We start from the raw sequence: 13,942 nt of genomic DNA, 5'->3' as shown, positions 1-13,942 counted from the left end.
TTTTGATGATAATAAGATTCTATCATTACTAATTCATCCGTGGTAAGATGGGAGTAGGTCATTTATGATCACTCCTATTCTTCGTGGTGGAAGTATAGTTTGAGTGTATCATAAATGACTTTTTTATTTGTCTAGCTTAATTTTACAATCTACGGTGTATTTAATCTTAGCTAGCAAATAATAATTGAAAAGAACTTTATACTCCATTTTTCGATAACTTCAAATCATATATCGTAGTTCCCCCATCACTCCTCCAACCTCCCCAATTCCAATATCTCAATCACATTCGGTTTGGGTTGGCGGACTATCCCTGCCTTGGTCAACTTCGTCAAACTTCTGCTGAAGCTTTCTGGAGACATTCCTAGGAAGGATGCGAGTTGTTTTTTGGTTGAAGGGATCTCAATTGATAAGCTTTCTTGTTGGTTGTATGCTTCTAACAAGTAAGCCGCTAGGCGGTGGGACGTGCTTTCTGAAGTTATCCAAGTGGTTTGCTGTTCGGATTCGTTCAGGCGGTTGGATAACTCTTCCAGTAATTCTATAGCAATCTCTGGATTTTGAAGCAAGACATCTTTGAAGACATCGCGCTGAATACTGCAGACCGTTGTTGGCTCCTCCGCCTTGACATAGCGGTTTATTTGCCGGTGGCTGAACAATCCGGATTCTCCAATGAAGTCGCCCGCTTCTAATTGACGAATATACTGCTCCTTTCCCGACGCAGATAAGCGATATATTTGCACAAGACCCTTCTGAAGTAGATACAACGTATCTGAATCATCACCCGCTTGGTATAAATATTGCCCTGCCTTAAACTTCTTAACTTGAATCTGAGCTTGAATCTTCTCAATCTGATCACGTGTCAATGTTTGGAACAGGGGAATCGTGCTTATACAATAATGATAATTGGAAAAATCCATATACTCATCCTCTCACTAATGATTTATCTCCTCTCATTATAAGGCAAAGCTACCGACTTTTACTCTTTTTTGCATAAAAATAAAAAAAGCCAGAACATATTCGCCCTGGCTCATTTAATCTAATACTAATTATTTTTCTTGGCTCGCATCATAATCTACTGCTTTAACGAAGACATCGATATTCCCAGCAACAGCCTTAGAATAAGGGCATACAGTATGTGCCTCATCCGCTAACTTCTGCGTCTCTTCGCGATCAAAGTCTTGAATTCCCACTTGAATCTCAACTTCTAACTTAAAATCCGCCGCATCCGGCTTCTTGTAAAGACGTACTGTATGAAGAACTTGCGACGCATTCTTAACCTTATGCTTACCCTTCACCAATTCTAAAGCTCCGTGGAAACACGCACCGTAACCTAAGGCGAATAACTGCTCAGGATTCTGACCTTCACCCGAACCACCCATATCTTTAGGTGTCGTAATCTTCACCTCATACGTCCCATCCGCTAAGTAACTCACTCCATCACGACCACCCGTATTCACTGCACTTGTCTCATAAAGCTGTTGATAATCCGTCATCCCACATTCTCCTTTACTTATTTGATACCCCCATTATAGCACATACTAATCCTATTGCTCTTGACATAGGTCAAGGCTTGGCGAAAGTTTATGACTAGAATTCACAAAAATATTAAACTTGTGATTGCCCTGTAAGTGGATGAATCTATGCCATCACAGCTGGCGACTTAATATTGTCGAGTTTAATAACGTCTCGTTGTGCTTCACGAGACTCTGTTCCTCGCTAAATAGAGCCTCGAGTAAAAACTCTTAGAAAAGTTATTAAATCACTTTTCTAAGGGTCAACATTAAGTCATTGTGTGAAATGCGGGAAATACGGCTACACTTCAGTGTTTTGCACCTGTTTGTTGAGCCAGGATTTTACTATCTCTTTTTCTCTTCCCCTAGGCGCTCTGCGATGACTTGACTTGAGGTCACTATTAAGTTCATCAATAAACAAGCTTATCCTTCTTACCACAAAGAATTTGGACATTTAGAAGGTGATACCATCATCGGTAAAAACCATAAGAGTGCCGTGATCACCTTTGCGGAAAGAGCGTCTAAGTTAATCATTGCTTTAAAGACACCCGGCCGGAAGGCCGAAGACATCGAGGTCACCTTGACCAACTGGTTTAAACAGCTACCCAAGAATCTTTTTAAGTCGATAACGTTTGACTGTGGCAAGGAATTTTCCAACTGGAAAAGTTTAAGCAATCATCAGGATATTTCTGTTTTCTTTGCAGATCCGGGCTGTCCCTCTCAACGTGGCCTCAACGAACATTCGAATGGGCTCTTGCGTAAAGATGGATTACCTAAACAAATGGACTTCAATGAAGTGAACCAAGCGTTTATTTCTTCGGTCGCCATTCGTAGGAATAAGATTCCTAGAAAGTCTTTAAATTATAAGACCCCGTTGGAGGTCTTTCTTGAGAATGTGTCTGGGTTAAATTATTTCTAGTTTAAATTGACAAACGAAAATATACATCTTCACTCACACCAGCGTCTTCCCCCACAAAACCAGCCGGACTACTATTACCACTAGCTCCTTCACCTTCATAAGGAACACTTAATCCTTCTGCTTTCGACAGGTATTCTGAATCACCCGTACTCCATAATTTCAACTTATTCTTAGCAGCGTAGTCTTGGGCTTGGTAGATTGCTTGGACATACTTACTGTTAGGGAGGTAGCCATTGATATAGCGAGCGATAGCTAAGCCTCAGTGACAAGAATCTTTTGAAGCAAGATGCCATCAACCCAGATATGGACTAGATCCCTTTGATACTTATCTTTGGTTGCCCTTCATACTCGATTTGTATGAGGACAGCCTCTTTGAGCAAGTCGCGCACCCTATTCTTCGCCTCTTTTGCGTAAGGTTTATTCTGCATCTCTGACGCATCAATGAGCAAGAATCGTGCTTTTATAGATGGTTCCTCTGCTCGATCCAAGATAAAATCAGTCGTATCGCCATCAATCACACTGAAATCCTTGACAGTAATAAGCTCGCTTTTGTTCTGACTCTCGGCGAGTATTTTGTAGCCTAAGATCTCTTCTGTGACTTTTGCACTGATTGCGGTAGGGAAGATGACGCTGATTAAAATCACAACCACCATGAAAGTATTGATTAATTTTTTTCATCGTAATTCTCCTCCCTTCGTTCTATAACTAGTTATTATACTCCGCTTTAATATTATGACAATGATGGGTGTTTTTAGGAAAAACAAAAACCAGCTTCCTACATTACTGTAGAAAACTGGTTGTATTTTTAATATCTATTGGAAAACGATTGTGTAATTTCCATCCTCAATCTCTGGGTTAATTTTCAAGACTGTCATAATCGCTTGTTGGGCTTGTTTGTTAGCTTCTTCTAATAGGCCGTTAGCAGTGGCTTGTTCTTCAACCACTTTCTCTTGCTCAATAGCGAAGGCTTGATAGTCTTCAATCTTAATTGGGTTGAAGATTGAGTTCTCTTCGTCCAACACTTTGATAGATACTTCATCTAGTTCATGAGACAGAATTTGAGAATCCGGGATATCAATGTAAATTTCTGCATCTCTCACATCAACATTCACAGCTTCCATGTCAATCCCAGCATGGATAATACCTGAATACGTTAAGATAAAATTCTTCTTAGTGAAAGGAACGTTCCAACCGTAAAATGTGTTCTGGTCCTCGAATGCGCCAGCATTAGTGTAATGATATTTAGTCGTAGTCAACTCTGATACCGTTTCAATCTGATGTTGTATTAAATTACTATCAATAGTTGGGCCTTCTTCTTCATCACCACTTGTTATAGCATAAACTCCTATACCCAATAGAAGAACAAGTACACCAATCACTAATGCAGTAAGAGAAAAAAGATTCAACGACTTAAATGCATTCAACCACTTTGGTGAAGAATTACTTCGTTCCTTGTTATCCCCAACAGTTGACTCATCTTTCAAAACTTTTTCTTCTTCCGTCAACTTTTTATCATCCATATCGCTACCTCCAATAATTAGTTTATCGTGTTTAACTTGTAATAACAGTCAATTTATTATAACAAATTAAACGGCAATAAGCCTTAACTATTTTTAGTCTTTTTGACTATTTTCAATCTTCGCCGATGTAATAAGAGAGGTTACAACAGCCATCAACTTATTACCATCAATACTTTTACTAATATTAAAATTCTCCTGATTTTCTTTATTACTTATCAGATTCTTCCAGAAGACTTTTACATCTTGCTCGTAGAGATTAATATCATAGAGAAGATTCGCTAAGTAAATGATTAAGTCTTGATGACTATATATCTCATCTATACTTAAGCCTCCAAAATTATTCGCTTCCTCAAGTAAGACAAACTTTCTAAAATACTCTGGTGGCACATTGGATTGTAAGCCCAATAAAGGGTTAATTAATAGCTGAATAGATGATATTAATAAATTAATTGACATCCCTAGAGCATATTTTTGAGAATTAGACAACATATCATAATTATGTTCAAATTTCTTAATCTCGCGGGTTAACTCTTCACAGCACAGTTGTTAGTTACTTTCTTCACGCTTACGCCAATGCTGATAGCCACTTTTGGAAACACCTAAAACTTGGCAAATCTTCACAACACTAAACCCGTGTTGGTGCTGTTCTATGAAGTCATAAATTACTTCTGGTCTTTGGCGAAGATGTCCATACCCTTTTTTAAAATTGCGTTTTCCTCTTCAAGATCACGCAATTTCTTTTGAAGGTCCTTCACTGCTTTGTCTTCTGGCGCGCTGTTCTCACAGCCGATAAAGTTTGAACCGTCTTCACTTTCTTTTTATTTTTTTGACCCAATTGTGAAGCGTTTGTTTGGCTACATCTAATTCTCTAGCTACTTGCACGACAGCTTTTCCAGTTTGGAAGGCTAACTTTGCTGTGTGTATTTTAAATTCTTTATCATATTGTTTTCTCGTTGTCTTACACTCCATCCGTTCAATTGGTTTATGTTTAGTATACATTAAACTCCCAATTTAACATATCCCATATTTAGACTAACATCAAACTGCTCAATACTTATATCTCTATACTGCATATAAACACTTACTTTCAAAAAGATATTTGTAATTAATAATAACTTTTTAGGAGGAATAAGCAAAGGGAATTTTGTTGATGCATGAAATCAGACCAGTTTATAAGTATTGTAGAAAATGGGGTTAGATTTCTGTAATTAGCTAATGAACAAAATTTTATATAGTAATTAAATAATAAATAAGCAGGAAATCCGTTACTATCAGTAACGGATTCCCTGCTTTCAATTGTTATTTCTCTTTTATATTGCTACTTCAATTATTTCGCAATTTCTTGCCCAGCAATACGCCCGAAAGTAATTACATCTGAGATAGCATTGCCACCTAAGCGATTCTCACCATGCACAACGCCTGTTGCTTCACCTGCAGCATAAAGCCCTTCGATGACATTCCCCTCTGTATCTAATACTTGAGCTTGTGTATTAATAACTACTCCACCCATTGTATGATGTACAGACGGTTTACATTTCATCAGATAATATTTACCCTTTTCTAACGAGTGAAGTCCTGAACGATGATTGAAATCTGGATCTTTGCCATCCTCAGCATATTGATTTACCTTTTCTACGGTCTGTTTAAGCGCTTCTGAATCAATATCAAAATGTTCTGCTACTTCTTCAATTGAATCACCTACAACAAGTAGTTCTGACTCTAACAACTCATTGTATTCTGCCTCATGAAGCTCTTTAGATTGAGAAATTTGGTCTAGCTCATCATTCCATAATTGGTAGGCGTAAGAACCGGTTTGATCTAAGATAGCTTTAGAAATCACATCTCTACGTTCTAATTCTTCAACAAACCGTTGACCTTCCTGATTTATAAGAATAGCTCCATCAAATCGAGTATCAGCGAGTAATGAAATCATACCTGTTTCAGGGTTAGAGACCGGGTATGTTTGAATATTTTCCATATTGGTTAGAGCAGCTCCAACTTCTTCTGCCATTGTTAACCCATCCCCGGTTGATCCGACTGAAACTGTACTTAAATATTCCTCGCCATATTCAGAATTGGCTTCTTCACGCATTTCAACATTCGCACCAAAACCTCCACTTGTTATAATTACACCATCATTAGCATGGAATTTATAATCCGTTCCATTATTATGAGTTGCTTCAACACCAACGACTTTATTATTTTCGTCTTGGATCAGTTTTGTAGCTTTAGTATCAAGATAAGTAGCCACACCTACCTCATCAGCCTTATTCTTTAATTTTATTACTAACTCCTGACCAGTGTGCCCAAGAGGAATTAATGCACGCTCAACACTGTGTCCTCCGAATTGGAAAAGCTGATCTTCATAAAATTCTACCCCTACATGGTCTTTCAGCCACTCCGCAGAAGCTAAAGCATTTTCAGCTAAAACTTGAATAATTTCAGGGTCTCCCTTTTCATTCCCACCTTCAAATGTATCCTGATAATATAATTCAACACTATCCTTTTCAGAAATACCTAATTTCTCTTGAACCCAATTACCCGGTGCATTCATTTCGCCCCCACTAATAAGAGTATTACCTCCTACTGCAGGCATTTTTTCTAGTAACAAGACTGACTTCCCAGCTTCAGCTGCTTCAATAGATGCACTTAGTCCTGCACCACCAGCTCCAATAATGACAATATCATAAGTTTCTTCTTCAATTTCTCTCGACTCTTCAGTATTACCTTTTTCTATTGTAGTAAGTGAGATACCTGACTTTTCGATCGCATCTTGCACAGCTTGTAAAAATCCTTCACTTGTCGCTGTTGATCCTGATACAACATCCACTTCTACAGAATTATTCTCAATAATGGCGTCACTTAGTGATTGATACACCGGTTCAGCGAGCACTTCATTCTCCTGACTATCAAGCACCTCAATCGATTGAATCTTTTCATCTTCAACCGTCACTTCTACTTTTACATCCCCATGCTTTCCTTGTCCAATCCCTTCAAACACTTTAGCATCGACAGATTGAGAAGGTATTACTGACATCAACACGGCTAGCATTAATAATAATACTGTAAAGATAAGACTTGATTTATTAATAAACTTCATATGTTTTACTCCTTTATAAATTATTTTGATTAACTGAATGCCACTCTAGAGGATAGTTCAATGGTTTACAAGTTACTTTAAAAAAATACTCGAATCAAATTCGAGACTTTTCAATGACAGATAGTCAAAAAAAAAACATTTAAGAATACTACAGCCTCCTCCCTTTTGATTAATTAGTATTGAAAAAACCTTCATAGACTATCATACGATTGCCGTTCATATTGTTATGCACTCTTCAAATTCATTATATAAATATTTTTTATATGAGTCAAGGGATAATCAAAAATTATCATTGATATTAGATGACAATCAACTGGGAAGAGAGAACTGATACTATGTTAAGAAATTGGACAAATTAAATTGAGATATTCCAAAATATTTAATTTGAAGCTAACGCGCTTCGCTTGCTGGCCTTATCGTAACAGTTTCCTTTGCGGCTCATGCTCGTAATCATGTTGTGTTCACGCAGAATTCCTCGGTATTCATGTGACGCATACTGGCTGGTACGATCTGAATGATGAATCAGTCCTTCTGTTGGTTTTTGTCTACCAATCGCTCGCTTTAGCGCAACGATGACTAGCTCTTTTGTCATTCGATGGCTCATATGCCAACCTAGTATTCTTCGCGAATATAAATCCATAATGGTCGCTAAATATAGCCAGCCTTCATTCGTGCGGATATACGTAATATCGCCGACCCAAACCTTTCCAGGAGTGTCCACTTGAAATTTTTGATTCAGTAAATTTGGATAAATCGGAAAGGAATGTTTGGAATTCGTTATCGCTTTATATTTCTTGACCTTTTTTGAGCGAATTCCCTCCGCTTTCATAATTCGGGTTACTGTTTTCTGAGAAACATTTATTCTTTTTTGATTTAATTTTTTCGTAATTTTAGGACTGCCATAAATAGAGCGTGAATTAATATAAACCTCTTTTATTTGGCGGGTTAACTCTTCACAGCACAGTTGTTGGTTACTTTTTTCACGCTTACGCCAATGGTAATAGCTACTTTTGGAAACACCTAAAACTTGGCACACCTTCACAACACTAAACTCGTGTCGGTGCTATTCTATGAAATCATAAATTACTTCTGGACTTTGGCGAAGATGCCCATAGCCTTTTTTTAAATTGCGTTTTCCTCTTCAAGATCACGCAATTTGTTTTGAAGGTCTTTCACTGCTTTGTCTTCTGGCGCGCTGTTCCCACAGCCAATAAAGTTTGAACCGTCTTCACTTTCTTTATATTTTTTGACCCAGTTGTGAAGCGTTTGTTCGGCTACATCTAATTCTCTAGCTACTTGTGCGACAGCTTTTCCAGTTTGGACGACTAATTTTGCTGCGTGTATTTTAAATTCTTTATCATATCGTTTTCTCATTGTCTTACACTCCATCCGTTCAATTGGTTTATGTTTAGTATACATTAAACTCCCAATTTAACATGTCCCATATTTAGACTAACATCAGCTTGACCAATTCAATCATCCACCCCAAGCTGACATTTCATTATGGTAGTGCAAGCTACTACGTAATATTCAATAAAAGCCCCTTATTTTACATTAATAAGAAATCATTTCTATCTATTTCATTATTATGTCTTCTAACAAATAGTTGGAATTATATAGTTATTAAACATTATTTGAGGCAGAATTATGCTAAAAGAATATCAAGTAAGTCGCCCTATCTCTTCCAGTAATGGTGGAGCACCTTCTGATTAGAAATAGCTTTTCTCCGCACTTGGTAGAGCTAAAGTCCAAACAACTGGGGCTATCTAGTCGCTATAATCATGAACTATGTAGAATTCCTTTACACCAAACAAATTAACTATAATTTGATACCATTATTTTTCTAAAATATCTATTTTATGCCTAGTGCGACTTCCTTTGAGTAAAAGCATCCTTACGTAAAAAACACCTCCCTAGATTAATTTCTAAGGAGGTGCTCACATATAGTCTATTCTTCACCACTTGGGTAGATAAGATATTCTTCACGAGTTGATTTAAATGATAGTAATTTTTCGTCCCATTTTGCGATGATTTCTTCCACTGGCTGGCCTGCTTTCAAGTCCTCTTCAATAGACGACTTACCAGTTAATTTAGCTAGCCATTGATCTTCACGCCACTCAATCTCATCTGGGTATAGATTATTCAACACGTGAATCATTGATAGACCCGTATAAAGTGGATCATATTCTTCACGGTCTGTCACATAAACTTCGACCCCCTCAGCGAGCTTCCCTTCAAGCTTTTGTCCAGGAGCGGGAGTAAAGGCAGCTGCTCTGAATTTAACACCACTTAAGTTAAGGTCATTCAATGCTTGGGCGTATTCCTTACCATTCACAAAGTCCGAGCCAACCAATTGGAATGGTTTTGTTGTGCCTCGACCTTCGGAAACATTCACGAATGTCTCAAATAATCCGGTAATTGGGTAAACATCTATACTATCGGTTGTTGGCATATTGGGTGATGGCATTACGAATGGAATATCTAGTTCAGCATAAGATTCACTTCGGTCATAACCTTGCATTTCAACCACTTCTAGGTCAACACCCAAATCAAATTCCCCATTAAAATACTGTGCTAACTCTCCAAAAGTCATCCCGTGAACTAACGCTAAATCCTTCAAGCCAACAAAAGAAGAATGTTCTTCTTCAACAACTACTGGACCTGCAACTAAATCTCCACCTAACGGGTTCGGACGGTCAAGTACGACCACTTGCTTCCCTTCTTCAGAGGCTGCTTCCATAATATTATACAACGTCCAAACGTAAGTATAATAAGTTACCCCCGCATCTTGAATATCAAAGACGAGTAGATCCACATCTTTTAACATCTCTTGACTTGGTTTACGTGTCTCCCCGTATAAACTATATACTGGTAATTCTGTTTCTGGATCCGTATAAAACTCAACATACTCCCCCGCTTCAGCATTCCCACGAACCCCATGTTCTGGACCATATAAAGCGGTTAATTTAATATCAGAATCTTCAAATAACAAATCAACAGTTGTATTTAAATCCTGGTCAACTCCGGTAGGATTCGTTACAAGCCCCACTCGCTTCCCTTCAAGTAAATCTTTGTGATCAGACAACAACATTTCTAGACCAAACTTGAAATCATCTTCAGCCTGCACTACTGGCAAGCTAGTAATTAGAAGTGACAAACCTAACATAAACACCCCTAACGCCTTCAAAACACCCGACATACTTCCTTTTCTCTCCATACACTTTCATTCCTTTCTGATTAACTATAATTACACGCCAAATTAGTGAAGCGCTTTCTTTAATTTATTATAAACATTTGAAATATAATTACAAGTCATATCTCACGATTATGAAATAAAATTTATGAAAATCAAATAGAGTTCTTCAATTTATGATGTTGGTGAGTTAATCTCACTGATATCATAAATCGTAGAACCATAAAATAACAAAATTTCTTCAGAAGTGAATACAAAAAAAGGAGGATTAAGATACCACTCTCCCTCAAAAAATACTCTACTAACTCAACTCCGTCTCTCGCACAGACTCACTAAAACCTCTGACATTATAATTTGTATGATACTCACTCATTGCTTGTTCGTAATACAAGTCACCAAAAACTTTATTAACGACATTGATGCCCATCATGCTTTTAATCAACGGATTAAACAACTTGGTCACACCTATACGATGATTGGATATCTTCGCAATTTCTTTAACAAGATCCGTTGTTGTGACATAATCTACATTTTGAGGATGGTAATAACCTCGGTCCTGGTTATCAATAACTAACCTTAGAAACTCTGATAAGTTATCTACATGTAACATACTACGTCTATTATCATAATCAGGGAAAAGTGGTGTAACTTTAGCTAACTTAGAAAGTCTAGGATAATTCCCTTTCGATTCATGCCCATAAATCATTGGCGGACGAACATAAGCCACTCGAAAATCCTCGGATTCCAATCGCTCTAACTCGCGCTCAGCTTGCAACTTACTATCCCCATAGAAATTATCTGGCTGAGGCACTGTATCTTGTCTAATAGCAGCTTGATCAGTCCCAAAGACAATCATACTACTCATATAAACAAAATGCCTTACACCCTCTTTTTTAGCCTTGCTGGCCACTTGCACAGTTAGATCACGATTGACTGAATAATACAAATTTTCTAATGACTTATTTGATGAATTATGTGCTATCCCCGCCACATGGATAATTGAATCATAACCACTCCAGTCGATATCTTGCCACTTATCAGTTTGCAAGGATACCTTATCAACTTGATACTTTTCTGGCCAGAGAGCTAACCATGCAGCAAGCCTATTCCCTATATAACTATTTCTTCCTGTAATTAGAACTTTCTTCATTATCAATTCACCTAACCCAATTTATTTACTAACTAAGACTTACCCCATTATAACAAAATAAATCTGCCCTATGAACGATATACACAATATAAATGACTTACATGTATTATATGTTTCTTACATAGAAATAATAAAAAAGTGTTAATGAAAGGATCTCTCTCACCAACACTAACAAAAATTCTACTGTAATTAAAAGCGTTCCACAACACTCATCAAATAATCCTTCAAGCCATCCTTCAGTTCCGGATGTTGTAGCCCATACTCGATATTAGCCTCTAACATGCCTAATTTATTTCCTACATCATAGCGTTTCCCTTTGAACTCTAAGGCAAAGACACGTTGCGTCTGATTTAAAGTATCAATTGCATCTGTCAATTGTACTTCACCACCTCGCCCTGGTGCTTGCGTTTCAAGAATATTAAATATTTCTGGCTTCAATAAGTAACGACCAATGATTGCTAGATTACTTGGTGCATCTTCAGGCTTAGGCTTTTCTACAAAGCTGTTAACTGCATAGATTCCCTCTTCTACTTCAGATGTCGGATCAATCACACCGTACTTAGACGTCTCTTCATGAGGTATTGGTATGACCGCTAACGTGGATGCTTTCATCTTGTCATAATTATCAATCAATTGCTTGGTCAAAGGGACATCATCGACCATGATATCATCCCCTAACATGACCACAAACGGCTCATTACCAACAAATGAGCGTGCTTGATAAACTGCATCTCCTAAGCCCTTAGGACGTTTCTGACGTATAAAATGCAATCGAATCTCCGTTGTTTCTTCCACTAAGGCAAGCAATTCATCCTTACCCGTTTCTTGTAAATTATACTCTAATTCAAAATTCGCATCAAAATGATCTTCGATTGGACGTTTGCCTTTTCCAGTGATTACAATAATATCTTCAATCCCTGAAGCAATGGCTTCCTCCACAATAAATTGAATCGTTGGTTTATCTACGATTGGAAGCATCTCCTTCGCAATCGCTTTTGTTGCAGGTAAAAAACGTGTTCCCAATCCAGCAGCTGGGATCACTGCCTTACGTACTTTTGACATAATCATTCTCCTTCTTAATAACTATAAAATAAAGGAACTTCACAAAAAATGAAGCCCCATAAATTAATATTACAAATAAATCTAATTATTATTATATACATCACGTGTATAAATCTTATGGCTCACATCTTGAATATCTTCGGATATACGGTTCGCTAAAATACTGCTTGTTATTAATTTGAATGCCGATAAGTCATTAACAACCTTATACCCTTCAAAGGTTTCTTCTTTAATCGTTGGTTCATAAATGACCACTTCAACACCTTCAGCACGAATTTGCTTCATAATGTCAAAAATCGCTGCTTGTCGAAAATTATCAGAGTCTGTCTTCATTGTTAAACGATGGATACCGACAACTTTTGGCTCCTGTTTCAATATTTGGCTCGAAATGAACTCTTTACGTGTTACGTTAGAATCCACAATCGCACGAATTAAATTGTTTGGCACATCCCTATAGTTCGCAAGCATCTGTTTAGTATCTTTTGGTAAACAGTAACCACCGTAACCAAAAGAAGGGTTGTTATAATAGTCTCCGATACGGGGATCTAGGCTAACACCGTCAATAATTGAGTTAGTATCTAACCCTTTAGACTCAGCATACGTGTCTAATTCATTGAAATAAGACACACGTAAAGCTAAGTAAGTATTAGAGAATAACTTAACTGCTTCAGCCTCCGTTGAAGGCATTAATAGAACTTCAACATCATCTTCTTCAGCCCCTTCAAGCATTAAATCAGCGAAATTCTGGGCACGGTCGGATACTTCCCCCACAATAATACGTGATGGGTGCAAGTTATCATATAATGCTTTCCCTTCACGTAAAAACTCAGGAGAGAAGATGATTCTATCTGTCCCATACTTCTTATTAATACGCTTAGTATAGCCTACAGGAATTGTCGACTTAATAATAATCGTCGCTTCAGGTGCATATTCCAAGGCATCTTCTAAAGCACCCTCTAAGATAGCCGTATTGAACTGATCATTGATATCATCATAATCAGTTGGTGCAGCGACAACCACGTATTGAGGTTGATGGCCATAAGCATAGTCTTTGTCTGAAGTTGCTTCTAATTGAAGATTACCCTTAGCTAAGAATTCCTCAATCTCTTTGTCCTTGATTGGAGAGAGACCTTGGTTAATCAAATCAACCTTACTCTCAACAATCTCAAGTGCTCTTACGTTATTATGTTGTGCTAGTAAGACTGCATTAGATAGTCCTACATATCCTAAACCTACAACTGTTATATTCATTCATTACTCCTTAAATAAATTCTTAATTCACTATATGTTATTATAGCAAATCTATGTCTTGGTAAAAAGAGTATCTACCACTCAAAAATACTATATACTACATATTAAATAATGGTGTGTTGTAAGATGAAACGCAACACTAAAAAAAGACATGAAGATTCGTTATACTTAAGTCACCACAACATAGTATAAGGAGAGAATCTTCATGTCACACACTCATTTTAACACAAAGAAATCTA

The 13,942-nt window shown here is 37.4% G+C and carries 13 protein-coding genes and 2 pseudogenes; 1 reads left to right on the top strand and 14 read right to left on the bottom strand.

All coding sequences use genetic code 11. The features are described from left to right. Nucleotides 1–245: 245 nt before the first annotated feature. Nucleotides 246–914: a Crp/Fnr family transcriptional regulator gene (locus ACEN33_RS10110; protein ID WP_138405376.1), complete on the bottom strand. Its 669-nt coding sequence runs from the start codon at nucleotides 912–914 to the stop codon at nucleotides 246–248. A gap of 129 nt (nucleotides 915–1,043) precedes the next feature. Next, nucleotides 1,044–1,490 carry an organic hydroperoxide resistance protein gene (locus ACEN33_RS10105; protein WP_138405375.1) on the bottom strand — a complete coding sequence of 149 codons (447 nt, stop codon included), beginning with the start codon at nucleotides 1,488–1,490 and terminating at the stop codon, nucleotides 1,044–1,046. A 457-nt stretch (nucleotides 1,491–1,947) separates the two neighbouring features. Here ACEN33_RS10105 and ACEN33_RS10100 point away from each other — a divergent pair. Further along, nucleotides 1,948–2,427: pseudogene (locus tag ACEN33_RS10100) on the top strand (IS30 family transposase); the annotation flags it as partial. Nucleotide 2,428: 1 nt separating this feature from the next. Here ACEN33_RS10100 and ACEN33_RS10095 read toward each other — a convergent pair. The 12 genes and pseudogenes from ACEN33_RS10095 to ACEN33_RS10040 form a co-directional block, all read right to left on the bottom strand. Further along, on the bottom strand, nucleotides 2,429–2,590 hold the full coding sequence (locus ACEN33_RS10095) for a hypothetical protein (protein ID WP_407094210.1): 162 nt from the start codon (nucleotides 2,588–2,590) through the stop codon (nucleotides 2,429–2,431). 145 nt (nucleotides 2,591–2,735) lie between these two features. Next, nucleotides 2,736–3,080 (bottom strand): hypothetical protein, encoded by a 345-nt coding sequence (locus ACEN33_RS10090; RefSeq protein ID WP_407090519.1) that lies wholly within the window; start codon nucleotides 3,078–3,080, stop codon nucleotides 2,736–2,738. 159 nt (nucleotides 3,081–3,239) lie between these two features. Next, on the bottom strand, nucleotides 3,240–3,947 hold the full coding sequence (locus ACEN33_RS10085; RefSeq protein ID WP_407090520.1) for a DUF4230 domain-containing protein: 708 nt from the start codon (nucleotides 3,945–3,947) through the stop codon (nucleotides 3,240–3,242). A gap of 93 nt (nucleotides 3,948–4,040) precedes the next feature. Then, entirely contained in the window at nucleotides 4,041–4,403 is a 363-nt protein-coding gene (locus tag ACEN33_RS10080) for a hypothetical protein (RefSeq protein ID WP_407094998.1), read from the bottom strand. A 351-nt stretch (nucleotides 4,404–4,754) separates the two neighbouring features. Next, nucleotides 4,755–4,946: a transposase gene (locus tag ACEN33_RS10075; RefSeq protein ID WP_407094997.1), complete on the bottom strand. Its 192-nt coding sequence runs from the start codon at nucleotides 4,944–4,946 to the stop codon at nucleotides 4,755–4,757. A gap of 328 nt (nucleotides 4,947–5,274) precedes the next feature. Then, nucleotides 5,275–7,047 carry a flavocytochrome c gene (locus ACEN33_RS10070; protein ID WP_407094206.1) on the bottom strand — a complete coding sequence of 591 codons (1,773 nt, stop codon included), beginning with the start codon at nucleotides 7,045–7,047 and terminating at the stop codon, nucleotides 5,275–5,277. 379 nt (nucleotides 7,048–7,426) lie between these two features. Next, nucleotides 7,427–8,098: pseudogene (locus tag ACEN33_RS10065) on the bottom strand (IS3 family transposase); the annotation flags it as partial. A 71-nt stretch (nucleotides 8,099–8,169) separates the two neighbouring features. After that, nucleotides 8,170–8,421, bottom strand: coding sequence for a transposase (locus ACEN33_RS10060; RefSeq protein WP_407094995.1), 252 nt, complete (start codon nucleotides 8,419–8,421; stop codon nucleotides 8,170–8,172). A 574-nt stretch (nucleotides 8,422–8,995) separates the two neighbouring features. Continuing rightward, entirely contained in the window at nucleotides 8,996–10,264 is a 1,269-nt protein-coding gene (locus ACEN33_RS10055; protein WP_407090525.1) for an exo-beta-N-acetylmuramidase NamZ domain-containing protein, read from the bottom strand. A 277-nt stretch (nucleotides 10,265–10,541) separates the two neighbouring features. Continuing rightward, the gene (locus ACEN33_RS10050) at nucleotides 10,542–11,390 is read right to left on the bottom strand and encodes an NAD-dependent epimerase/dehydratase family protein (RefSeq protein ID WP_407090526.1); all 849 of its coding nucleotides are present in this window, start codon (nucleotides 11,388–11,390) and stop codon (nucleotides 10,542–10,544) included. A 189-nt stretch (nucleotides 11,391–11,579) separates the two neighbouring features. After that, entirely contained in the window at nucleotides 11,580–12,452 is an 873-nt protein-coding gene (galU, locus tag ACEN33_RS10045) for a UTP--glucose-1-phosphate uridylyltransferase GalU (protein ID WP_407094994.1), read from the bottom strand. A gap of 81 nt (nucleotides 12,453–12,533) precedes the next feature. Further along, nucleotides 12,534–13,703 (bottom strand): nucleotide sugar dehydrogenase, encoded by a 1,170-nt coding sequence (locus ACEN33_RS10040; protein ID WP_407094993.1) that lies wholly within the window; start codon nucleotides 13,701–13,703, stop codon nucleotides 12,534–12,536. Between the last annotated feature and the right edge of the window lie 239 nt (nucleotides 13,704–13,942).

The organism is Ruoffia sp. FAM 24228 (assembly GCF_045528575.1).
Taxonomy (GTDB): Bacteria; Bacillota; Bacilli; order Lactobacillales; family Aerococcaceae; genus Ruoffia; species Ruoffia halotolerans.
The sequence above is the reverse complement of the archived record's forward strand: the minus strand, read 5'-3'. Positions and strand labels throughout refer to the sequence as shown.